Here is a 22437-nt window from a genome sequence, read left to right on the forward strand (position 1 = left end):
GGCGCGGCGGACACCCGCTCAGCCCTCCTCGGGCGTCATCGAGCGGGCGGCCAGCGCGGTCAGCACCGCCTTGACCTGGTCCTCGGGGACGGCGTCCTGCTTGGCGCGGGCCACGAACGTGGACTTGCCGAACGAGCCGACGACCAGGTTCTCGTCCTTCGCCAGGACCAGCGCCGCCTTCTGCTTGCCGACCTCGACCTCGCTCACCGAGGCCCCGTCGCCCCGGTAGGCGTCCAGGCTCTCGGCGACACGGGTGGTCGCGGCGGCGTCGTCGGCGTAGGTGGACAGGCCGATGACGATCGGCGCGGTCGCGATGCCCCTGTTCTCGCCGACGCCGTAGTAGCAGTCGAGCTTGGCGGTGCGGCCCACCCCCGGCTCGGGGATGCCGATGATCTGCACGGTCGAGCCGCCGAGGTCGCGGCCGATCCGCTCGTTGAGGACGTCGGCGGGCACGACCAGCTCGCAGTCGTCGGGCAGCGGGCGGTCGACCATCACCGGGACGCGGGTCGTGGTCGTCGGGACGGTGATCGTCGGGATCGCCGGGTCCACGATGGGCTTCTCCACGACGCGGGCGCACGACGCGCACCCCAGGACAGCAGCTACCGCCAACCCCACGACCACCACGCGCGCACCCGCCACAGCAGGCAACCTAGCGCAAGACGGTTGCGGCGCAGCCCAGAGCGGCACGGGGTGTGAGCACCTCTACCAGCGGGCCGTGACCGGCGGCGGGAAAGCGCAGGCCGGGCGGCGTGGAACGGCTGCGGGGAGGTGGCCGCGCCACTGCGGAACGTGACACTTTCGAGAACGGCGCGAGTCCGCGCCGAGTCCTGGCGGACCCGGCGGAACCCTCGGGGACGGCGAAGGCCCCGCACCACCGGAAGTGGTGCGGGGCCTTCGCTACGGCCTAGCTAGAGGGACGCGCGGACGCGTCGTCTCACATGCCGCCCGACAGCTTCTCGCGGAGCGCCGCGAGCTGCTCGTCGCTGGCCAGCGTGCCGCCGGCCTGAGCCGGAGCGCCACCCGACGACGCGGCCGGGGCGTCGCCACCGGACGAGTAGTTGGTCTCGCCCGCGGCCTCTTCCTCGGCAGCGGCGGCCTTGGCGACCTGCTTCATGTGGGCCTCGTAGCGCGTGTGGGCCTCGGCGTACTGCCGCTCCCACTCCTCGCGCTGCTTGTCGAAGCCGTCCTGCCACTCCTGGGTCTCCGGGTCGAAGCCCTCGGGGTAGATGTAGTTCCCCTGGTCGTCGTACTCGGCGGCCATGCCGTACTGGGTCGGGTCGAACTCGGAGTCGACCGTGAAGCCCTCGTTGGCCTGCTTGAGCGACAGCGAGATCCGGCGGCGGTCCAGGTCGATGTCGATGACCTTGACCATGACGTCGTCGCCGACCTGCACGACCTGCTCCGGGATCTCCACGTGGCGCTCGGCCAGCTCGGAGATGTGGACCAGGCCCTCGATGCCCTCGTCCACGCGGACGAACGCGCCGAACGGAACCAGCTTGGTGACCTTGCCCGGCACGATCTGGCCGATCGCGTGGGTGCGGGCGAACTGGCGCCACGGGTCTTCCTGGGTCGCCTTCAGCGACAGGGAGACGCGCTCGCGCTCCATGTCGACGTCCAGGACCTCGACCGTGACCTCCTGGCCGACCTCGACGACCTCGGAGGGGTGGTCGATGTGCTTCCAGGAGAGCTCGGAGACGTGCACGAGGCCGTCCACGCCACCCAGGTCCACGAAGGCGCCGAAGTTGACGATGGAGGACACGACGCCCTTGCGGACCTGGCCCTTCTGCAGCTGGTTGAGGAACTCGCTGCGGACCTCGGACTGCGTCTGCTCCAGCCAGGCGCGGCGGGACAGGACCACGTTGTTGCGGTTCTTGTCCAGCTCGATGATCTTGGCTTCGAGCTCGCGGCCGACGTACGGCTGCAGGTCGCGGACGCGGCGCATCTCGACGAGCGAGGCCGGGAGGAAGCCCCGGAGGCCGATGTCCAGGATGAGGCCGCCCTTGACGACCTCGATGACGGTGCCCTTGACGGGCTCGTCCTTCTCCTTGAGGGCCTCGATGGTGCCCCAGGCGCGCTCGTACTGGGCGCGCTTCTTCGACAGGATCAGACGACCCTCCTTGTCCTCCTTCTGGAGAACAAGGGCCTCAACCTCGTCGCCGACCTTGACGACCTCGTTGGGGTCCACGTCGTGCTTGATCGACAACTCGCGCGAGGGGATGACGCCCTCGGTCTTGTAGCCGATGTCGAGCAGGACCTCGTCCCGGTCGACCTTGACGATCGTGCCCTCGACGATATCGCCATCGTTGAAGTACTTGATGGTCTTGTCGATAGCGGCGAGGAAGTCCTCCTCCGTCCCGATATCGTTGATAGCGACCTGCTTCGGCGCGACGGCAGCCGGGACAGTGGTGGTGTCGGTGGACATTAGGTAGGTGGCTCCGGTACGGATTGGGGTTGTCTGACCTGCGGGTGGAACGCTGTCGCATCGGGCACGCCCGACCGCGGAGACCGACTCCCAGAGTGTTCACCGATCATGGGCAGCGCGAACCCACTACGCGCCGGTATCGTACGCGGCCCTGAGACCAGTGGGCAAATGGTCCCCCGAGAAGGAGCAGTGTGTCCGACCAGCACGTGAGCGCGGAGCGCGCGCTCGGCACCACCGGAGTGGCCCAGCGGTTCGCCGATGCGGAGGAGTCCCGCTCCGCCAATCGGCTCTGGTGGGACGCCGATGCGGACGATTACCACGCCGAGCACGGCGACTTCCTGGGAGCCGCGGACTTCGTCTGGTGCCCCGAGGGAGTGCGCGAATCAGAGGCCGGTTACCTCGGTCGGGTGACCGGCAAGCGGGTGCTGGAGATCGGTTGCGGGTCCGCCCCGTGCTCCCGCTGGCTGGCCGCGCAGGGCGCCGAGCCGGTCGGGCTGGACATCTCGGCGGGGATGCTGCGGCACGCGGTGGCGGCGGCCGGGCGGACGGGGATCGCCGTGCCGCTGGTGCAGGCGAGCGCGGACCAGCTGCCGTTCGCGGACGCGAGCTTCGACGCGGCCTGCTCGGCGTTCGGCGCGGTGCCGTTCGTGGCGGACGTGGCGTCGGTCTTCGGCGAGGTGGCCCGAGTGCTGCGGCCGGGGGCGCCGTGGGTGTTCGCGGTGAACCACCCGATGAGGTGGATCTTCCCGGACGACCCCGGTCCGGCCGGGCTGACCGTGACGCACTCGTACTTCGACCGGACGCCGTACGTCGAGGTGGACGACGAGGGGCGCGCCACGTACGTGGAGCACCACCGGACGCTGGGCGACTACGTGCGGGCGCTGGTGGCCTCGGGCTTCGAGCTGGTCGACGTGGTCGAGCCGGAGTGGCCCGCGGGGCACACCAGGACGTGGGGGCAGTGGAGCCCGCTGCGCGGCAGGCTGTTCCCGGGCACCGTGATCTTGCGGACGCGCAGGACGTAACCTGCGGGGCATGACGGTCGCGCGGGGGCTGGCGGACGCGCAGAGCGCGCGGCTGGTGGGGATCGACCCGGTGCTGCCCCCGATGATCGCGCCGCTGGACGGGGACGTGGTCACGGCCGCGCTCCCCGACGGGACGCGGGTCGCGGGGGTGCTCCAGCAGCAGGTGCACGAGCGGAACTCGCCCGCCCGGCTGTGGTCGGCCACCGAGGTGTGGGAGCTGACGCCGCTGCTGGGCGGCGCGGGGCCTGCGGGCATGGACGCGCTGATGCGGGCGTGGCGCAGGCGGATGGAGCTGGTCGGCCCGGCCGAGCGGGACTCGGCGTGCGTGCTGACCTGGCCGAGCCGGGACGTCGAGTCGGGCTCGGTGCTGATGGACCACGGGATGGTGCCGCTGTCGGTGGTCGCGGTGCGGCGGGGGCCCGCGCCCGCTGCCCGGAGCGGGTCGCTGGTGATCCGGCGGGCCAAGCCGTCGGACCTGGAGGCGGTGCTGGAGCTGGCGATGGCCGAGCTGCGGTACTCGTCGATGGTGGGGTCGACGGTGAACCGGCCGGAGGCGGTCGCGCTGAAGCGGCGGGCGCTGGCCGAGCGGCTGGCCGCGGGCGGGCCGACGTGGCTGGCCGAGCGGGAGGGCGTCGCGGTCGGGCTGGCCGAGTGCGCGATGGTGCTGTCGGAGCCGGGCAATTCGGCGTCGACCCGGCTGCCGCCGGGGCGGTGGGGGTACGTGAACTGCGTGTCGGTGCTGCCGGGGGCGCGGGGGTCCGGGGTCGGGCAGCAGCTGATGGCGCACGTGCACCGCGAGCTGCACCTGATGGGCGCGGTGGGCACGTACCTCTACTACAACCCGCCGAACCCCCTGTCGTCGGTGTTCTGGCCCCGCCAGGGCTACCGGCCGCTCTGGACGATGTGGGAGGTCCGCCCCGCCGGAGCGCTGCGCTGAGCCGTGGTGTTGGGTCGCCGGGCTGGGGCGCTGGGCTGGGGCGCTGCACTGGGCCACTGCGCTGCTGCACCACCGCGCTGGACCGCTGCGCCGGGCCGCCTTGCTGGACCATGCGCGAATCACCGCATTGGACCGCTGCGCTGCACCACCGCGCTGGACCACCGCGCTGGACCACCACCCGTTCGGGACAGGGCTGCGGAGGGCTGGAGCGGCTTAAACTGGAGCGGGCTGCCGGGACGCTGCCGCACGCCCTCGTTTTCCGGGTGAGCGGTCCGTTCACCCGGCAACGCGGGGCCGCTCTCCCGGTTCCGCACCCCGCGCCGCGCACCTCCGCCCCGGCTGCGTCCTCGCGCCGCTCACTACCCCGGTTGCGCGCCGCACCGCTCGCCGCACAGGTTTTGCGCCCCGCACCTTTGCCAGGCCGGTCACGCGCCCCGCACCCAGCACCCAGCACCCCACGCCACCCCGGTCACACGCCCCCTCTCCGCTCGCCACCCCGGTCACACGCCCCTCGCCCTCCGCGCGCCCAGAACGCCTGACCCCACTCGCGCTCTCCCCGCTGTCGCTTTCGCCGGTTTTCCGGGGTTTCCGCACGTCCGGGCGGTTCCACGCGCGCGCTCGGTCACCCTCAGGAACCCTGCGCACCCGCCGTAGACCCCGGTGGCAGATCACACCCGTCCGATTTGCCAGAGGCCCCTCTCCGGTCGCACTATTTGAACTGACCGGTCAGTTCAAATAGGAGGTCCCCGGTGCGGATCAACGCCCGGCGCGTCGGCGTCACCGGCGCCCACGGCCCACTGCTGCGCCCCACCAGCCTCGCCATCACCCCCGGCGAGCCGCTGCTGGTGGCGGGCGACCCCGGTGACGGGCACACCGCGTTCGCGCTGGTCGTGTCCGGTCGGATGCGGCCGAGCACCGGTGAGGTCGACGTGCCCGCCCGCGAGCTGCGCGCCAGGGTCGCCCTGGTCGACTCGCCCGACGTGACCGCGCCCGAGCCCGCGCTGTCGCTGGCCGCCGTGGTCGGCGAGGAGCTCGCGGTCAACCGGAGGCCGAGCGGGCGCAAGGCGGTGCACGACTGGCTCGCCGCCCAGCACGCCGACCACTGGGCCGCCGCCCGCTTCGAGAACGTCCCCGCCGCCGTGCGCTGCGCCCTGCTGCTGGAGCTGGCCGCCGAGCGCCCCGGCGTGGACACCCTCGTCCTGGACTCCCCCGACCGGCACCACCCCGACCCGGCCGCCTGGTGGGCGCTGGCGCGCGAGCGCGCGACCCCGGAGCGGTCCGTCGTGGTGCTGTGCACGACCGCCTCCGCCGCGCTGCTGGGCGTGCCCGCCGCGCGCCTGGGCGCCGACAACTCCCCCCAGACCCAGTCGGAGAACGAGCTGTGACCTCCCTGCGCATGGCGCTGAACGAGCTGCGCCGCGTCACCTCGGGCAGGCTGCCCAGGCTGGCCGTGGTGGCGCTGGCCCTGGTGCCGCTGCTGTACGCGTCGATGTACCTGTACGCCAACAAGGACCCGTACTCGCACCTGGACAACCTGCCCGCCGCCCTGGTCGTCGCCGACCGGGGCTCCGACGACGGCTCCGGCGCCACCGAGAACGCCGGGCGCGAGGTCGCCGACGAGCTGCTGCGCGGCCACAAGTTCGACTGGCGCGAGGTGGGCGGGGGCGACGCCGAGCGGGGCGTGCGCGACGGCGAGTACGCGTTCGCGCTGACCCTGCCCGAGGACTTCTCGCAGGCGCTGACCTCGTCCGGCCGGTTCACCCCGCGCCAGGGCGTGCTCGTGCTCACCACCAACGACGCCAACAACTACCTGGGCAGCACGATCGCGAACCAGGTGGTGTCCGAGGTGCGCCGCTCGGTGTCGGCGAAGGTCGGCACGCAGGCGGCCGACCGGTTCCTGCTGGGCTTCTCGACCGTGCGGGAGAAGACCGAGCAGGCCGCGAAGGGCGCGACCGAGCTGGCCGACGGGCAGCGGACCGCGCTGGACGGCGCGCGGAAGCTCGCCGACGGCACCGGGACCCTGGCGAACGGCGCGGCCGAGCTGGCGAGCGGCACCGGGCAGCTGCGCAGCAGCACCGCCGACCTGCCGCGCTCGGCGCAGCAGCTCGCGGACGGGGCCAAGCAGGTCTCGGACGGCGCCGAGCAGGCCGCCAGGACCGCCGAGCAGTACGCCGCCGAGGCGCGGACCCTCGCCGCGGACCTGGACAAGGTCGACGCCGACCTGGTCGCTCGGCTGCGCGAGCGCGGGTTCACCGACGAGCAGGTGCAGCAGGTCCAGACCGCGCTGGGGACCGTGCGCGCGCCCGCCGCCGACGCGAACACCAAGGTCCAGGACACCGCCGGTCAGCTGCGGACCCTGGCGAACGGCGCGAAGAAGGTGTCCGACGGGGCGGCGAAGCTCGCCTCCAGCACACCTTCGCTGACCGGTGCGATCGGCAAGCTGGACGACGGCGCCAAGCAGCTCTCCGGCGGCGCGGGCCAGGTCCGCGACGGCGCGGGGTCACTGCGCGAGGGCGAGCAGAAGCTCGTGGACGGGACCGAGCAGCTCAGGTCCGGGCTGACCGAGGGCGTCGAGCAGATCCCGCACCCCGACGACCCGACGCGCGAGTCCACGGCGGGCACCATCGGCGACCCGGTGACGGTGCGCGGGGTCAGCCAGACCTCGGCGGGCAGCTACGGCGCGGGCCTCGCCCCGTTCTTCCTGAGCCTGGCCACCTGGATCGGCGCGTTCGTGCTGTTCCTGCTGCTGCGCCCGCTGTCGCGGCGCGGGCTGGCGTCCGGGCAGGCGGCGGTGCGGGTGGCGCTCGGCGGGTGGCTGCCGGGGGCGCTGCTGGGCGTGGCGCAGGTGGTGGTCATGTACTCGGTGGTGACGCTGGTCGTGGACATCCGGCCGAGCCACCCGGTGGGGGCGCTGCTGTTCCTGTTCCTGGCGTCGGTGACGTTCGTGGCCGTGCTGCACGCGCTCAACGCGCTGCTCGGCGCGGTCGGCAAGTTCCTGGGGCTGGTCATGCTGATCCTGCAGCTGGTCAGCGCGGGCGGCACGTTCCCGTGGCAGACCATCCCCGAGCCGCTGTACCCGCTGCACCACGGGCTGCCGATGAGCTACGCAGTGGACGGGCTGCGGCACCTGATGTACGGCGGTGAGCTCGGACCGGTGTGGTCGGACGCGACCGTGCTGGGCTGCTACCTGGTCGGGGCGCTTGCCCTGTCGACGCTGGCCGCGTACAAGCAGCGGGTGTGGACGCCCTCTCGCCTCAAGCCGGAACTCGTGCTGTGACCGCCGCCGCCTCGCCGGGCAGGCCGCAGGCCACCCGACCCCGCCGCACGGCGGCGACCAAGCAGAAGCTGTTCGACGCGGCGCTGCGGCTGGTCGGGGAGCGCGGCGCGGCGGGCGTCACGGTGGACGAGATCGCCGCGGGGGCCGGGGTCGCGAAGGGCACCGTGTACTACAACTTCGGCAGCAAGGACGCGCTGGTGGACGCCATGCTGCGGCACGGCGTCGACCTGCTGGCCGAACGGCTGCGGGTGTCGGAGGACGCCGAGCCGCCGGAGGCCGTGGCCGCGCTGGTCGAGGGGATGCTGGGGTTCTTCGGCGAGTACCCGGCGTTCGCGCAGCTGCTGGTGAGCGAGCTGTGGCGCACGCCGGGGCAGTGGCACGGGACGCTCAGCCTGCTGCGGGACGACATCGTGTCGATCGTGCGGGCGCAGGTGCAGCGGCTGGCCGACCTGGGGCGGCTGCCCGACGGGGTGCAGGTGGGGACGGCGTCGGCGGCGCTGTTCGGCACGCTGCTGGTGGTGGCGCTGGACTGGCAGGTGTTCCAGCCGGAGCGGGAGCTGGCCGAGGTCAGGGACTCGGTGCTGGCGCTGGTGCGCGGGCTGACCTGAGGCGGGGCCCCGCGACCGGGCCGCCGGTCGCGGGGCGTCCCACCGCTAGTAGCGGACCTCCCAGGTGTCGACCTCGCCGACCTGGCGCACCGAGGGCGGGTCGCCCGCGAGCGCCCGGCGCACCGCCTCCATCACGCCGCTCGCGGTCTGCTCGTGGCTGAGCCAGCGGGTCCGACCGTCCCGCCGGACGAACCCGAGCACGACCTGCTGCGTCGGGTGCCCCGGCAGCACCGGCTCCGGCAGGCCCCCGGTGGGGCTGACCGCGCTGATGTCGTGCACCTCCACCACCGGCGCGCCCGCCTCCAGCAGGGGCGCGACCGCCTCCAGCACCGGGACCCGGTAGCTGTCGTGCACCCACGCCACCAGCAGCCCGGCGGGCCGCAGCAGCGCGTCACCGACCAGGCCGGCGAGCTCCTGCGGGCGCGACCAGTCGGCCGCGACCTCCACGACGGACCCGCCCGTCCCGCCCGCCGAGGCGCGCGGCGTCGGCACGTGCCCACGACGGCGCACCGCCTCCCGCACCGCCTGGCCCGGAGCCAACCTCGCCCGCCGCGACGGCAGCACCACCTGCCAGCCCTGCTCGACCAGCTCGTCCGAGCACCCCTTGAGCATCCCGGTACCGCCCAGCACCAGCGCGCTCCCGATGCCGACCGCCCGCTCCATCACCGAACCGACTCCTCCCCGCGCCCCCGCACCGCGCGGCAGTGCGAGACCGCGAACCGCTGCACCCCGGCCCCGCGCTACCGCTCCGCCGGAGTGGCTCTCCCGTCTGGCCCGTACCCCGCCACGCGCCGGAGTGGCCCCGATCGCCACTCGTCGACCTCGCGCTGACCGCGCAGCCGCACCACCACCGGGGCCGGTCCGCCGCTGGCGCGGAGGACGTCGACGTGGTGACGGGTGCGGCCGTGCGCGTTCCACGCCCAGCGAACCACGTGTTCCCGATCCGTGAACACCGTGTAAAGGGGTGGTTCCACGTTGCCGTTCCACAGGACCGTGCCCGCGACCCGGCGCCGGACGGTGCGCCAGACGAGGCGGCGCAGGGCCGTGGCGCGCGGGTGGTCGAGCCAGACGAGCAGGTCGGCGCGCGCGGCGAGGACCGGGCGGGCGTCGTGGTACTGCCACTCGGTGACCCAGCGGGGGCGGGCGGCCAGCGCGCGCACGTCGTCGGCGAACTCGGCGCGGGGCTGCCAGCCGGGGCCGTGGAAGAGGGAGTCCAGCTCGACGTGCGGAAGGCCGAGCGACTCGCCGATCCGGCCGGACAGGGTGGTCTTCCCGGAGCCGGACGTGCCTGCGACCAGCACGCGGCGCGGGGTCAGCGGCAACTCGTCCGAGGGTCCCAGCAGCGACACCCGCGCAGGCTACCGCCGGAGGGGGCGTGGAGCGGGGAGGCGGAACGGGGTGGTTTGCGCGACACCCTTTGGGGAGAGGGATTCTTGGGGGCGGGGAATCGAGGTTGGCGGGGGGCGGGGCGCGGGCGGGAGAAGCGGGCGGCCACGGCGCGGGACTCCCCTCTGGCGCTTTGCCCGGCCAGGTGTGATCCAGCGCTGCCCGGCGTAGCCCGTGCTCGCCGCGGGGTCTTGATGGCCGCGGGGCCTTGCCGCAGGGCCTTGGTGTGGCGCGCGGCGCGGCGCGATCCGCGGTCAGAGCAGGTCGGCGACCGCGACCGGTTGGCCGGTGGTCAGGCTGCGGTTCGCGGCGAAGCCGGTGAGGAGCGAGCGGATGCCGTCGGTGTGGTCGGCGCGGCGGCCGAGCGGGTCCGGGATCGGGGGGCCGTAGAGCTGGGCGGTCATCCGCTGGTCGGCCAGGTGGTGGCCGCCGCCGTGCTCGGTCGGCAGCTCGCTCGCCCGGCCGAACAGCGGCTGCGCGGTCAGGCGCACCCAGCCCGGTTCGCCCGCCGCGTGCTGGCCGCTCACCCAGGAGGTCTCGACCACCTCCAGCTCCAGCCTGCCCGCGTCACCGTTGAACACCACGCGGTAGCCCTCCTTCGGCGAGTACGCCGTCAGGTGGTAGGTCATGCTCGCCCCGGTGTCGTACCGGACCAGGACGGCCAGGTCGTCCTCGATGGTGACGCCGGGCGCGAACGGGTTCTGGTCGCGCCGGTAGCCGTCCTCGGGCTCGGCGTCCAGGTACAGCTCGCGCAGCCACCCGTCCTCGGCGAGGTGCAGCGCGAACGGGTCGCCGTCCGCCTCGGGCGAGCCGTGCACGCGCGCGTAGTCCCGGTGCCGCCCGTGCCGCTTGCCGCTCTCCTCGCCGTAGAAGAACAGCGAGCCCTGGGCGTACGCGCTGACCGGCGCGGCGCCGAGCCACCAGTTGACCAGGTCGAAGTGGTGGGTGGACTTGTGCACGAGCAGCCCGCCGGAGGACGCCTTGTCGCGGTGCCAGCGGCGGAAGTAGTCGGCGCCGTGCCGCACGTCCAGGAACCACTCGAAGTGCACCGACCCGACCCGCCCGACCACCCCGCCCGCGAGCAGCCCGGCGACCCGCTCGTGCACCGGGTGGTAGCGGTAGTTGAACGCGACGTCGACCCGCCGCCCGGTCCGCGCCACGGCGTCCGCGACCGCGGCGGCGCCCTCGGGATCGGTGGTCATGGGCTTCTCGGTGATCACGTCGCACCCGGCTTCGAGCGCGGCGACGACGTAGTGCGCGTGGTGCCGGTCGACGGTGGTGACCACCGCGACGTCCACCGACTGCTCGGCGAGCATGGTGGTGAAGTCGGCGGCCCGGTACGCGGGAACGGGCGCGGCGAGCAGCCGGTTGTGCGCGGCGATCCGGACGGGGTTCGGATCCGCGAGCCCGACGAGCACCCCGTACCGCTCGACGGCCGCGACGTGCACCCGAGCCCGCGCCCCGGTCCCGACCACCGCATACCGCCGCATCAGCCACCCCTCCCGCTACACCCGCATCACCGCTCACCCGCACGCGCGCACAGGCCAGGCGCGGCCCGGCACCGTCCCGGCGACGGCGACGGCGACGGCGACGGCGACGGCGACGGCGACGGCGACGGCAGCACGATCACCGGCGCTGGCCCCGGCACCGGGGCCAGCTACCGGCACCAGGGCCAGCACAAGCATCAGCACCGGCACCGGCATCGGCATCGGCATCGGCGCTGGTGCCGAGCCAGGGCCAGGGCCAGGGCCAGGGCCAGGGCCAGGGCCAGCATCGGCGCTGGCGCTGGCGCTGGCACCGGAGCCGGGTCGGGCCGGGCCGGGCCGGGTCGGGCCGAAAAGGCTACCCAGCTGGCCCCATTACGGAAAGCGCTTTCCGGCACGGTAGCGGCGAACCCTCGCGGGTGACCAGGCCCAACGTGCGGTTTTCCCGCAGCGCCGAACCGCCACCCACGTTGATCAACCCCGCCGGACAGCCCTCAGACGCTGGCAACCCGACACTGGCCAGCGATCAGCAGACACCGAGCACCGAGCACCGAGCACCGGGCACCGGGCACCGGGCAGCAGGCACCAGGCACCAGGCACCAGGCACCAGGCACCAGGCACCAGGCACCGGGCAACAGGCACCAAGTGCCGGACAGCGGGCTGCAAGCAGCGGGTGCCGGACAGCGGGCGGTTGGGCACCTGGTCGCGGGTGGCGCTGCCGAGCAGCGTCACCTCACCGCCGGGCGGCTTGGCGCCCGGACCACATCACCCGCGTGACCGGCCGCCGGTCGGGCGACACGAGGGCAGGGCGGAGCCGCCGGGGGCGGCGTGCGGCACCCGGCTCAGCGCTCCCCCGCGACGCTGCGCGACCACGCTGGCGGCCGTTCGGGGCACCGGCCCCGATTCCCGCCCACCAGGCAACGCGGGCGCGCTCGACCGCCGCGCCGTCCTTCGGCACGGTCTCCGGCGTCGTGACGTCCCACGCCACCGCACCCCGCCATGACGACCCACGGCGTGGTGTCCCGCACCGCCTCGCATCACCGCCCCGCAGCGCAGCCCGACAGCACAGCCCGACAAGTCCGTACAGCACAGCCCAACAGCGCAGTCCGCGCCGTGACGACCCACGGCGCAGCCCGCGCCGCTTAGCCCCACGGCGCAGCACCCTCGACCAACCCGGTCCCACCACCCGGCGGCGGCGCCACGCGTCCGCCGCCGGGAGAGCTCACCCGCGCACCGTCAGTGCGCGGCCTCGTCCCACGAGCGCCCGACGCCCACCGAGACCTCCAGCGGCACCGAGAGCTGGAACGCGTTGCCCATGTGCTCGCGCACCAGCGACTCCACCGCCGCGCGCTCGCCGTCCGCGATCTCCAGCACGAGTTCGTCGTGCACCTGGAGCAGCATCCGCGACGTCAGCTCCGAGGCCTCCAAGGCCTGGAACACCCCGAGCATCGCCACCTTGATGATGTCCGCCGCCGACCCCTGGATCGGCGCGTTGAGCGCCATCCGCTCGGCCATCTCCCGCCGCTGCCGGTTGTCGCTGTTCAGGTCGGGCAGGTACCGCCGTCGACCGAGGATGGTCTCGGTGTACCCCTTCTTCCTGGCTTCCTCCACGATGGACTGGAGGTAGTCCCGCACCCCGCCGAACCGCGAGAAGTACGCCTCCATCTGCTCCCGCGCCTCGGCCGCCGGGATGCGCAGCTGCTGCGCCAGCCCGTACTCGGACAGCCCGTACGCCAGCCCGTACGACATGGCCTTGACCCGCCGCCGCTGCTCGGCCGTCACCTCGCCGGTCGGCACCGAGAACGCCTTGGACGCCACGAACGTGTGCAGGTCCTCGCCGCTGCGGAAGGCCTCGATCAGCCCCTCGTCGCCGGACAGGTGCGCCATGATCCGCATCTCGATCTGGCTGTAGTCCGCGGTCATCAGCTCCGCGTACCCCGGCCCGACCACGAACCCCTCGCGGATGCGCCTGCCCTCGTCCGTGCGGATCGGGATGTTCTGCAGGTTCGGGTCGGTGGACGACAGCCGCCCGGTGGCCGCGATGGTCTGGTGGAACGTGGTGTGGATGCGCCCGTCGTCGGCGACCGCCTTGAGCAGCCCGTCGACCGTCGTCTTGAGCCTGGTGACGTCCCGGTGCGCGAGCAGGTGCTGCAGGAACGGGTGCTGGGTGGACTCGAACAGGCTCTGCAGCGCGTCCGCGTCGGTGGTGTACCCGGTCTTGGTCTTCTTCGTCTTCGGCATCCCCAGCTCGTCGAACAGCACCACCTGCAGCTGCTTGGGCGACCCGAGGTTGATCTCCTTGCCGATGACCGCGTACGCGTCCTGCGCGGCCTGCTTCACGCCCGCCGCGAAGTGCGCCTCCAACCCGGTCAGGTGCTCGTCGTCGACGGCGATGCCGATGCCCTCGATCTCGGCGAGCAGCGCCAGCAGCGGCAGCTCCAGGTCGGCCAGCAGACCCTCCTGGCCGGTGCGGTGCAGCTCGGTGTCGAGCACGTCGGCCAGCTCGGCGACGGCGGACGCCCGCACGATGGCCGCCGTGGCCGCCTTGCCGCTCTCGTCCTCCTCCTCGTCGAGCAGCGACAGCTGGCCGCCGCCCGGCTCCTCGGCGCGCAGCTCGCGCTGCAGGTGCCGCAGCACCAGGTCGTCGAGCGAGAACGAGCGCTGTCCGGGCCGCACCAGGTACGCGGCGAGCGCGGTGTCGCTGGTCAGCCCGCCGAGCCGCAGCCCGCGCGCGCGGAGCCGGTGCAGCAGCGGCTTGGCGTCGTGCACGGCCTTGGGCGCGTCGGAGGCGAGCCAGTCGGCCAGCGCGGTCTCGTCGTCGGGGGTCAGCGCGGCCAGCCGCACGTACCCGCCCTCGCCGCCGACGGCGAACGCCAGCCCCTCGACCTCGCCGTCGGACTCGCGCGAGGCGACGCCGACGCGGGCTCCCGCGTGCGCCTGGAACCACGCCGCCAGCCCGCCCTCGGCGAGCTCGCCGCCGCTGACCTCGAAGCCCTCCTCGGCCTCGGGCTCGGCGGACGACAGCGTCGCGAACAGCCGGTCCCGCAGAACCCGGAACTCCAGCTGGTCGAACAGCCGGTGCACGGCGTCCCGGTCCCACGCCTTCGCCGCCAGGTCCTCGGGCCCGAGCGGCAGCTCGACGTCACGCACCAGCTCGGTGAGCTGCCGGTTCAGCAGGATGTTGGCCAGGTTCGCGCGCAGCGACTCGCCGACCTTGCCCTTGACCTGGTCGACCCCCTCGACCAGCCCGCTCAGGTCGCCGAACTGGCCGAGCAGCTTCACGATCGTCTTCGGCCCGACGCCGGGCGTGTTGGGCAGGTTGTCCGAGGAGTCGCCCCGGATCGCCGCGTAGTCGGCGTACAGCGACGGCGGCACGCCCTGCTTCTCCAGCACCAGCTCCGGCGTGTACCTGGCCAGCTCGGAGACGCCCTTCACCGGGTACAGCACGGTGATGTCGTCGTTGACCAGCTGCAGGGCGTCGCGGTCGCCGGTGCAGATGAGGACCTTCTGGCCGAGCGCCGTGGCCTGGGTGGCGAGGGTGGCGATGAGGTCGTCGGCCTCGAAGTTCTCCTTGGACAGGAACGGGATCGCGAGCGCGGTCAGCACGTCCTGGATGAGGCTGACCTGGCTGCGGAACTCGTCCGGGGTCTCGCTGCGGCCCGCCTTGTACTCGGGGTACGCCTCGGTGCGGAAGGTGCGGCGGGAGACGTCGAACGCGACGGCGATGTGCGTCGGCTTCTCGTCGCGCAGCAGGTTGATGAGCATGGACGTGAAGCCGTAGACCGCGTTGGTCGTCTGGCCGGTGGCGGTCTGGAAGTTCTCCGCTGGCAGCGCGAAGAACGCCCGGTAGGCCATGGAGTGACCGTCGACCAGGAGCAGGCGGGAGGCTTCTGAGGTGCTCACGCGGGCGAGTCTAGGGTGAGGGTCCGACAGCCGAACCGAGTGGAGCCGCCCGAGATGACGACCCCCGACCAGCTCCCCGGCCTGAACCAGGCGTTCGCCGACGAGCAGCTCATGACCCGGATGGGCATCGAGATCACCCGGTGGGACGGGGACGAGATGGTCGGCACGATGCCCGTCAAGGGCAACCGCCAGCCGTACGGGCTGCTGCACGGTGGCGCGAACGCGGTGCTCGCGGAGACGCTGGGCTCGATCGCGGCGGCGACCCACGCGGCCCCCGACCGGGTGGCGGTCGGGCTGGAGCTGTCCTGCACGCACCACCGGTCCGCGCGCGAGGGCCTGGTGACGGGCGTGTGCAAGCCGGTGCACCGGGGCCGCAGCACGGCGACCTACGAGATCGTGGTCAGCGACGAGGACGGCAAGCGGCTGTGCACGGCGCGGCTGACCTGCTTCCTCAAGGAGGTCTGACCCGGTGCGGGCCGCGCTGCCGCTGTTAGTCGCACTGCTGGCGGGGTGCGCGAGCGCGCCGGAACCGCCACCGCCCGCCTACCGGGTCCCGGTGGAGGCCCCGCGCCCGGACGAGGTGGTGCTGGACGTGCCGACCACCTCGGACGGTGACACCGCTTTCACCCTGCTGGGGTTGACCACCGGGTTGGACGTGGTCATCGGCAGCCACGCGGAGTGGCGGGCCAGGGGCCGGTTCGCGCGGGTGCGGATGATCGTGGTGAACACCGGCCGCAGCAGCGTCCTGTTCGACGCGCGCAGGCACGTGCTGGTGGACGAGCGGGGCGGCGAGCACCCGCAGGACGCCCAGGCGATGACGATCAAGCGGCAGCCGGAGCGGGTCGACCTCGGCGCGGGCGTGCGGTTGGAGTACGACGCGTACTTCGACGTGCCCGAGGGCGCCAGGCCGGTGGCGCTGCGCGCGTTCGGCGGGCCGACGCTGACCGACCTGCGGGACCTGGAGGGCGCCGAGATCCGGTTCGGGTGAACCCCGGACAACAGGACGAGGGCCCGACCACCGCGCGCGCCGCGGGTGGTCGGGCCCTCGTCCGGACCTCGCCCTGTCTCAGTGGCCGCCGAGGTAGGCGGCGCGGACCTGCGGGTCGTCGAGCAGGTCCTTGCCCGGCGCGCTCTTGACCACGCGACCGGTCTCCAGCACGTAGGCGCGGTGCGAGATCTTCAGCGCCTGCTGGGCGTTCTGCTCGACCAGGAGCACGGTCGTGCCGTCGGCGTTGATCTCCTGGATGATCTTGAAGATCTCCGCGATCAGCATCGGAGCCAGACCCATGGACGGCTCGTCCAGCAGCAGCACCCTGGGGTTCGTCATCAGCGCCCGGCCGATGGCGATCATCTGCTGCTCGCCGCCGGACATGGTGCCCGCGAACTGGGTCTTGCGCTCGGCGAGCCGGGGGAACCGGCCGTACACCTTCTCCAGGTCGGCGGAGAACTCGCCCTTCCTGGTGTAGGCGCCCATCAGGAGGTTCTCCTGCACCGTCATGCCGGGGAACACGCCCCGGCCCTCGGGCGACTGGCCGATGCCCAGGCGCACCCTGCGGTGGCCCTGCATCTTGGAGATGTCCTCACCCTCGAACAGCACCTTGCCGCTGGTCAGCGGGCGCAGTCCGGAGATGGTCTTGAGCGTGGTCGTCTTGCCCGCGCCGTTGGCGCCGATCAGCGAGACGATCTCGCCCTCGTTGACGTCGAGGGTGATGCCCTTGAGCGCCGCGATCTTGCCGTAGTGGACGTTGATGTCCTGGACCTCAAGAAGCATCTTCGGACACCCCCAGGTACGCCTCGATCACCTTAGGGTTGTTCTGCACCTCTTGCGGCAGTCCTTCCGCGATCAGCTGGCCGAAGTCCAGCACCGCGACGCGGTCGCTGACCTCCATCACCAGGCTCATGTCGTGCTCGATCAGCAGGACGGTGCGGCCGTCGTCGCGGATCTTGCGGATCAGCTCCTGGAGCGACTTCTTCTCCGCCGGGTTCATGCCCGCGGCGGGCTCGTCGAGCAGCAGCAGCTTCGGGTCGGTCGCGAGCGCGCGGGCGATCTCCAGCCTGCGCTGGTCGCCGTAGGGCAGGTTCTTCGCCGTCTCCGTGGACCGCGCGGAGATGCCCACGAAGTCGAGCAGCTCCCGCGCCAGCTCGCGTCCGCGCTTCTCCTCCTGGCGGTGCCACGGGAGGTTGAAGGTCGCGCCGATCGCACCGGTCTTGTGGTGCGCGTCCGCGCCCACCATCACGTTCTCCAGCGCCGACATGTTGTGGAACAGCCGGATGTTCTGGAACGTGCGGGCCACGCCCTGCTTGGTGATCTTGAAGCGCTTGGTGCCGTTGAGCTTCTCGCCGTTGAACAGCACCTGCCCCTCGGTGGGCTGGTAGACGCCGGTGACGACGTTGAACACCGTGGTCTTGCCCGCGCCGTTGGGACCGATGAGCGCGAAGATCTCGCCCTCGTTGATCTGGAAGTCCGCTCCGCGCAGCGCGACGACGCCGCCGAAGCGCATCACCACGTTGTCGAGCTTGAGGACAGGGGTGCTCACTTGACCGCCTCCGTGGACGCGTCGGTGTCCGGCCCGGCGACTTCGGCGCCGAGCGCGCCCATGCCACCGGTCCCCTCGTGCAGTTCGGCTTTCCTGCGCCGCGACGGGAGCAGGCCCTCGGGGCGCAGACCCATCATCAGCACGAGCACGCCGCCGAACAGCAGGATGCGGTACTCGGACGGGTCACGGCCGAGCAGGTCCTCCAGCCAGTTGACCTCGCGGAACCGCTCGGGCAGCCAGGCGATGACGAACGCGCCGAGCATGACGCCGGGCAGGTTGCCCGAGCCGCCCAGCACGACCGCGGCCAGGATCGTCGCGGACAGGATGAACGGGAAGGTGTTCGGCTCGATGAACACCGCCTTGCCCGCGTGCAGACCGCCCGCGAGACCACCGATCATCGCGCCGATGGCGAAGGCCAGCAGCTTGAACTTGAACGTCGGCACGCCCATCAGCTCGGCGGCGTCCTCGTCCTCGCGGATCGCGGCCCAGGCGCGGCCGACGCGGCTCTTCTGCAGCCGCACCGAGAAGACGATGACGACGGCGATCGCCGCGACCATCAGGTAGTAGTACGGCGCGGGGTCGAGCCGGAACTCCAGGCCGAGCATGTCCGGCGGGTGCGGGATGTTCGTGATGCCGCGCGCGCCGCCGATCTCGTCGGTGTTGTTCGCGGTGATCCGGACGATCTCGCCGAAGCCGAGGGTGACGATGGCCAGGTAGTCGCCGCGCAGGCGCAGCGTCGGGGCGCCGAGGACGACGCCGGAGACGGCGGCCAGGCCGATGCCGATCACGATGGTGGCCCAGTAGTTCCAGCCGTACTGGGTGCCGAAGTAGGCCACCGAGTAGCCGCCCATCGCGAAGAACGCGACGAAGCCGAGGTCGAGCAGGCCCGCTTGGCCCACCACGATGTTCAGGCCGACGGCCAGCAGGATGTACACGCCGACCGGGTAGATCAGCACGGTCGTCCAGTCCGCGCCGGGCGACATGAACGAGCCGATCCACGGCGCGGGCAGGATCAGGGCGAAGCCGATCGCGGCGAGGTAGACCAGGTAGCGCTGCCAGGTCTTGGCGTGCTCCCACCAGTCCCTCAGGCCGTCGAACAGCGCGCCGACGCGCCTCAACGGGTTCGAGTTGCCAGACACAGCGTTGCCTTTCATGCGCGGGCCTTCTGGAGGGATTCGCCGAGGATGCCCGTCGGGCGGAACATCAGGACGATCACCAGGACGGTGAACGCGATGACGTCCTTCCACTCGGAGCCGAGGAAGATGGCGCCCCAGTTCTCGATGAGGCCGAGCGTGATGCCGCCGAGCAGCGCACCGCGCAGGTTGCCGATGCCGCCGAGGACCGCGGCGGTGAACGCCTTGATGCCCAGCACGAAGCCGACGTTGTAGACGGTGTTCTCGTACTCCATCAGGTACAGCGCGCCCGCGACACCGGCCATGGTGCCGCCGAGCAGGAACGTGATGCGCACGATGGTGTCGATGTTGACGCCCATCAGCACGGCGGCCTCGGGGTCCTGGGCGGTCGCCCGGATGCCGCGGCCGATCTTGGTCTGGTTCACCAGGCGGTCGAGCGCGACCATCATGACGACGGCGGCGACGATCACGATGACGTGGTCGGTGCGCACGTCGGCGTTGCCGATGGTGAAGAGGGTCTCGCGGTCCACGACGCGGGCCGCGGACTGCTGGTTGCGCCCCGGCTTGCCGGTCAGCCACGGGATGACGACGAGCGCGAACAGCTCCTGCAGGAACAGCGAGGCGCCGATCGCGGAGATGAGCGCGGTGAGGCGGGTGGCGCCCTTGCGGCGCAGCGGCCGGTAGGCCACGAACTCCAGGAGCACCGCGGCGCCGCCGGAGACGGCTCCGGACACCAGGATGAGCAGCACCATCACGCCGATGAGGGCGACGCCGGTCAGCGGGGTGGCGGGCGCGATCGCCGTGATCGTCACGAGCGACGCCATGGTGCCGATCATGAAGATCTCGGAGTGCGCGAAGTTGATCAGGCGGAGGACGCCGTAGACCATCGTGTAGCCCAGGGCGACGAGCGCGTAGATGGAGCCGATAACCAGTCCACCCACCGTGCTGGGTAGGAACTGGTTGGTCAAATCTTCAAGCATGACTGGTCTGCCTCACGAGACGGGGCGGGGAGGGAAAACGTCGCAGTGCACGAGGGGAGCGGCGCCGTCGCGGTGCGACGGCTGCCCGCTCCCCAGCGCTTCCTTGCCTGTGACCGTCCGGGAGATCAGCCCTCGAGCTTGGCCTCGTCGGCCGCGCCCAGCAGCTTCAGCACGCCACCCTTGACCTGGTAGATGAAGATGGCGTTGTTCTCGGGCTCGCCGTTCGCCTTGAACTTGATCGGCTTGGAGACGCCCTCGAAGTCCGCGGTCTTCAGGAAGTCGTTGATCTTCTCCGAGGTGGTGTTGCCCGCCTCGATCGCCTTGATGTACGCGGTCGCGGCGTCGTAGCCCTCGGTCGCGTAGATGGCCGGGTCGGCGTTGGTGGCCTTCTTGTAGTTGTCGTAGAAGGACTTCAGCGGACCGGTCACGTCGGCCGACGGGATGTTGCACGGGCAGGCGAGGATCGCGCCCTCGGCGGCCTGGGCGCCCGCGGCGGAGACGAGCTGCGCGTCGAGCGAGCCGTCACCGGAGGCGAACGGCGCGGTGACGTTGCTGTCGCGCAGCTGCTTGAGCAGACGACCGGCCTGCGCGTAGTAGCCGCCGTAGACGATCACGTCGGGGTTGGCCGAGGCGACCTTGGTGACCACGGACGAGTAGTCCGAGGCGTCCTTGGAGAAGCGGTCCTTCTCGACCGCGACGCCCGCGCCCTCGAACGCCTTCGCGACGGCGTCCGCCAGACCGGTGCTGTACTCCTGGTCGTCGGAGAGCACGAACGCCTTCTTCGGGCTCTTCGCCTTCACCAGGAAGTCCGCGATGCCGGGGCCCTGGTCGTCGTCGTTCGCCACGACGCGGTGCCAGAACGACCAGCCGTTGGCGGCCAGGCCGGGGTTGGTGGCGGAGGGGGAGATGCTGGGGATCTTGTTCTGGTCCAGCACACCGCCGATCGCCTTGGACTCGCCGGAGAAGGCCGGGCCGATCAGGGCCGAGATCTTGTCCGAACCGACGGCCTTCGTGATGAGCGAGGTGGCCTGCTCGGGCTTGCCCTGGCTGTCGTACTCGACGAGCTCGATCTTCACCTTGGGGTTCTTGGCGTTGTACTCGTCGAACGCCAGCTTCGCGCCGTTGCGCGGCGGGATCACGATCGCCGAGTTCTCACCGGTGAGGTCACCCATGAACCCGATCTTGACCGTGCTGCCGTCGCCACTGCCCGTGCTGCTGCCGCCGCCGCCGCCCGCGCATGCCGCGAGCACCAGCGAGGACGCCGCTGCGAGCGCCAGCACTCGGCCGAGTCGTGCTCCTGACACCGGAATACCTCCCATGACACCAACCACAACCGTTCCGCCGAGAAGCGGAGGACCCCCGACACATGAGGGCGTGGAGTTAGGGCAGGAACGTAGCTTCAGTTGCGTTCCGTGAACAGGTGGCCTGGCTGCTCTGTGTCCACATCGTGACGGTAGTCACCGAAAAATTCACGCGCGTTAACAACGTCAAGTTCGGATCAAATAGCGAATGGTCACCTCACTCTTGCAGAGGGTAACCGACAATGGACATGCGAGAACCCCGGAGTTACCCGTTCAGGTAACGCCGGGGTCTGCGGAGTGGATCAGTCCGGCAGGCTCAGCCGAAGTTTTCGATGACGGCCTCGGCCACGGCCTTCATGGTGGTGCGGCGGTCCATGGCGGTGCGCTGGACCCAGCGGAAGGCCTCGGGCTCGCTCAGGTTCTGCTTGGTCATCAGCAGGCCCTTGGCGCGCTCGACGACCTTGCGGGTCTCCAGGCGCTCGTTGAGGCCCGCGACCTCCAGCTCCAGCGCCTGGAGCTCGGAGAACCGGCTCATGGCCAGCTCGATCGCGGGCACCAGGTCGCGCTTGGCGAAGGGCTTGACCAGGTAGGCCATGGCGCCCGCGTCGCGGGCCCGCTCGACCAGGTCGCGCTGGCTGAAGGCGGTCAGTATGACGACGGGGGCCACCCGCTCGCCCGCGATGACCGACGCGGCCTCGATGCCGTCGACCTTGGGCATCTTCACGTCGAGGATGACCAGGTCGGGGCGGAGCTCCTTGGCCAGCGTGATCGCCTCGTCGCCGTCGGCGGCCTGACCGGCCACCTCGTAGCCCTCCTCGCGGAGCATCTCGACCAGGTCGAGCCGGATCAGGGCCTCGTCCTCGGCCACGAGCACGCGGCGCGGCGCGGCCTGGGACTGGGCCTCGGCAGCCTGGGTCACCGGGGTCCTCCTGACGCTGTGTGCTGAGGTCCGACGCGGATGCGACGGGCGAAGGGCGAGTCTACCGGTGGCGGGACCGGACCACGTGGGGACCGGTCCGTGATCACCGACACCGCCCCGGAGGGCCCTCCGGGGAAGTTAACCCGGCGGTAACACGCCGATCCCGCCCAGCGGACGTTCACGGGCGCGCGCGAGCGCGGGCGGGGTCAGGACGCACGCGCGCAACCCCGTCCGGACGACCCCGAGCCGCCCCTCGGCGCAGCGGGCGGTCGTACGACCGGGCGGACGGGCGGGGTGGCCGCGCATCGACCACCCCACCGGGCGACCTCCGGTCACCCCTCCGCACCGCGCGCGGCCGGCTCCGGGAGCGGTCCGCGCACCGGCACAACGCCCAGGACCACCCGCCGGGTTCCCGGCGCCCGGACGACCCCTGCAAACGATTGGCCCGACCATCCCCTCAAGGGGGTGGGAACCGGCCACGCCGCTCACCGAACGTGTCCGCGAACCCACTGGTCACGGAACGTTCCG

At 72.0% G+C, this 22437-nt stretch carries 20 protein-coding genes; 7 read left to right on the top strand and 13 right to left on the bottom strand.

The features are described from left to right. Positions 1–18: 18 nt before the first annotated feature. Both AMIR_RS27360 and rpsA read right to left on the bottom strand, forming a co-directional pair. Positions 19–639, bottom strand: a complete 621-nt coding sequence (locus tag AMIR_RS27360) for a hypothetical protein (RefSeq protein WP_015804224.1) — start codon at positions 637–639, stop codon at positions 19–21. A 295-nt stretch (positions 640–934) separates the two neighbouring features. Next, positions 935–2422, bottom strand: coding sequence for a 30S ribosomal protein S1 (gene rpsA, locus AMIR_RS27365; protein ID WP_015804225.1), 1488 nt, complete (start codon positions 2420–2422; stop codon positions 935–937). Positions 2423–2613: 191 nt separating this feature from the next. Between rpsA and AMIR_RS27370 the strand changes: the two genes are divergently transcribed. From AMIR_RS27370 to AMIR_RS27390, 5 genes are all read left to right on the top strand, one after another. After that, positions 2614–3444: a class I SAM-dependent methyltransferase gene (locus AMIR_RS27370; protein ID WP_015804226.1), complete on the top strand. Its 831-nt coding sequence runs from the start codon at positions 2614–2616 to the stop codon at positions 3442–3444. A gap of 10 nt (positions 3445–3454) precedes the next feature. Next, entirely contained in the window at positions 3455–4381 is a 927-nt protein-coding gene (locus tag AMIR_RS27375) for a GNAT family N-acetyltransferase (protein ID WP_015804227.1), read from the top strand. A gap of 749 nt (positions 4382–5130) precedes the next feature. Further along, positions 5131–5766, top strand: coding sequence for a P-loop NTPase family protein (locus AMIR_RS27380; protein ID WP_015804228.1), 636 nt, complete (start codon positions 5131–5133; stop codon positions 5764–5766). Then, on the top strand, positions 5763–7658 hold the full coding sequence (locus tag AMIR_RS27385; protein ID WP_015804229.1) for a YhgE/Pip domain-containing protein: 1896 nt from the start codon (positions 5763–5765) through the stop codon (positions 7656–7658). The genes AMIR_RS27380 and AMIR_RS27385 overlap by 4 nt, the downstream gene beginning before the upstream one ends. Further along, the gene (locus AMIR_RS27390) at positions 7655–8266 is read left to right on the top strand and encodes a TetR/AcrR family transcriptional regulator (protein WP_015804230.1); all 612 of its coding nucleotides are present in this window, start codon (positions 7655–7657) and stop codon (positions 8264–8266) included. The genes AMIR_RS27385 and AMIR_RS27390 overlap by 4 nt, the downstream gene beginning before the upstream one ends. Positions 8267–8311: 45 nt before the next feature. On the opposite strand, the gene AMIR_RS27395 is transcribed toward AMIR_RS27390, so the two are convergent. From AMIR_RS27395 to polA, 5 genes are all read right to left on the bottom strand, one after another. Next, on the bottom strand, positions 8312–8929 hold the full coding sequence (locus tag AMIR_RS27395) for a Rossmann-fold NAD(P)-binding domain-containing protein (protein ID WP_118947649.1): 618 nt from the start codon (positions 8927–8929) through the stop codon (positions 8312–8314). A 77-nt stretch (positions 8930–9006) separates the two neighbouring features. Next, entirely contained in the window at positions 9007–9615 is a 609-nt protein-coding gene (locus AMIR_RS27400; RefSeq protein WP_015804232.1) for a P-loop NTPase family protein, read from the bottom strand. Positions 9616–9906: 291 nt separating this feature from the next. Further along, complete coding sequence (locus tag AMIR_RS27405; protein WP_015804233.1) at positions 9907–11142, bottom strand: Gfo/Idh/MocA family protein; 1236 nt, start codon at positions 11140–11142, stop codon at positions 9907–9909. 33 nt (positions 11143–11175) lie between these two features. Beyond that, positions 11176–11367 (bottom strand): hypothetical protein, encoded by a 192-nt coding sequence (locus tag AMIR_RS40670; protein ID WP_015804234.1) that lies wholly within the window; start codon positions 11365–11367, stop codon positions 11176–11178. 1005 nt (positions 11368–12372) lie between these two features. Beyond that, complete coding sequence (gene polA / locus AMIR_RS27415; RefSeq protein WP_015804235.1) at positions 12373–15039, bottom strand: DNA polymerase I; 2667 nt, start codon at positions 15037–15039, stop codon at positions 12373–12375. 54 nt (positions 15040–15093) lie between these two features. Between polA and AMIR_RS27420 the strand changes: the two genes are divergently transcribed. After that, a complete protein-coding gene (locus tag AMIR_RS27420) occupies positions 15094–15504 on the top strand; it encodes a PaaI family thioesterase (RefSeq protein ID WP_015804236.1) in 411 nt (136 codons plus the stop codon). Positions 15505–15508: 4 nt separating this feature from the next. Then, a complete protein-coding gene (locus AMIR_RS27425) occupies positions 15509–16027 on the top strand; it encodes a DUF4352 domain-containing protein (protein ID WP_015804237.1) in 519 nt (172 codons plus the stop codon). A gap of 78 nt (positions 16028–16105) precedes the next feature. Here the strand turns inward: AMIR_RS27425 and AMIR_RS27430 are convergent, their stop codons facing one another. The 6 genes from AMIR_RS27430 to AMIR_RS27455 all read right to left on the bottom strand — a co-directional run bounded on the left by AMIR_RS27430 (position 16106) and on the right by AMIR_RS27455 (position 21909). Beyond that, positions 16106–16810 carry an ABC transporter ATP-binding protein gene (locus AMIR_RS27430; RefSeq protein ID WP_015804238.1) on the bottom strand — a complete coding sequence of 235 codons (705 nt, stop codon included), beginning with the start codon at positions 16808–16810 and terminating at the stop codon, positions 16106–16108. Further along, positions 16800–17540, bottom strand: a complete 741-nt coding sequence (locus tag AMIR_RS27435) for an ABC transporter ATP-binding protein (RefSeq protein ID WP_085945110.1) — start codon at positions 17538–17540, stop codon at positions 16800–16802. The genes AMIR_RS27430 and AMIR_RS27435 overlap by 11 nt, the downstream gene beginning before the upstream one ends. Before the next feature lie 32 nt (positions 17541–17572). Further along, a complete protein-coding gene (locus AMIR_RS27440) occupies positions 17573–18730 on the bottom strand; it encodes a branched-chain amino acid ABC transporter permease (protein WP_015804240.1) in 1158 nt (385 codons plus the stop codon). Beyond that, complete coding sequence (locus AMIR_RS27445; RefSeq protein WP_015804241.1) at positions 18727–19689, bottom strand: branched-chain amino acid ABC transporter permease; 963 nt, start codon at positions 19687–19689, stop codon at positions 18727–18729. The genes AMIR_RS27440 and AMIR_RS27445 overlap by 4 nt, the downstream gene beginning before the upstream one ends. 125 nt (positions 19690–19814) lie before the next feature. Then, on the bottom strand, positions 19815–20993 hold the full coding sequence (locus AMIR_RS27450; protein ID WP_015804242.1) for a branched-chain amino acid ABC transporter substrate-binding protein: 1179 nt from the start codon (positions 20991–20993) through the stop codon (positions 19815–19817). 313 nt (positions 20994–21306) lie between these two features. Then, positions 21307–21909, bottom strand: a complete 603-nt coding sequence (locus AMIR_RS27455; protein WP_015804243.1) for an ANTAR domain-containing response regulator — start codon at positions 21907–21909, stop codon at positions 21307–21309. Between the last annotated feature and the right edge of the window lie 528 nt (positions 21910–22437).

The sequence above is a fragment of the Actinosynnema mirum DSM 43827 genome (assembly GCF_000023245.1).
Taxonomy (GTDB): Bacteria; Actinomycetota; Actinomycetes; order Mycobacteriales; family Pseudonocardiaceae; genus Actinosynnema; species Actinosynnema mirum.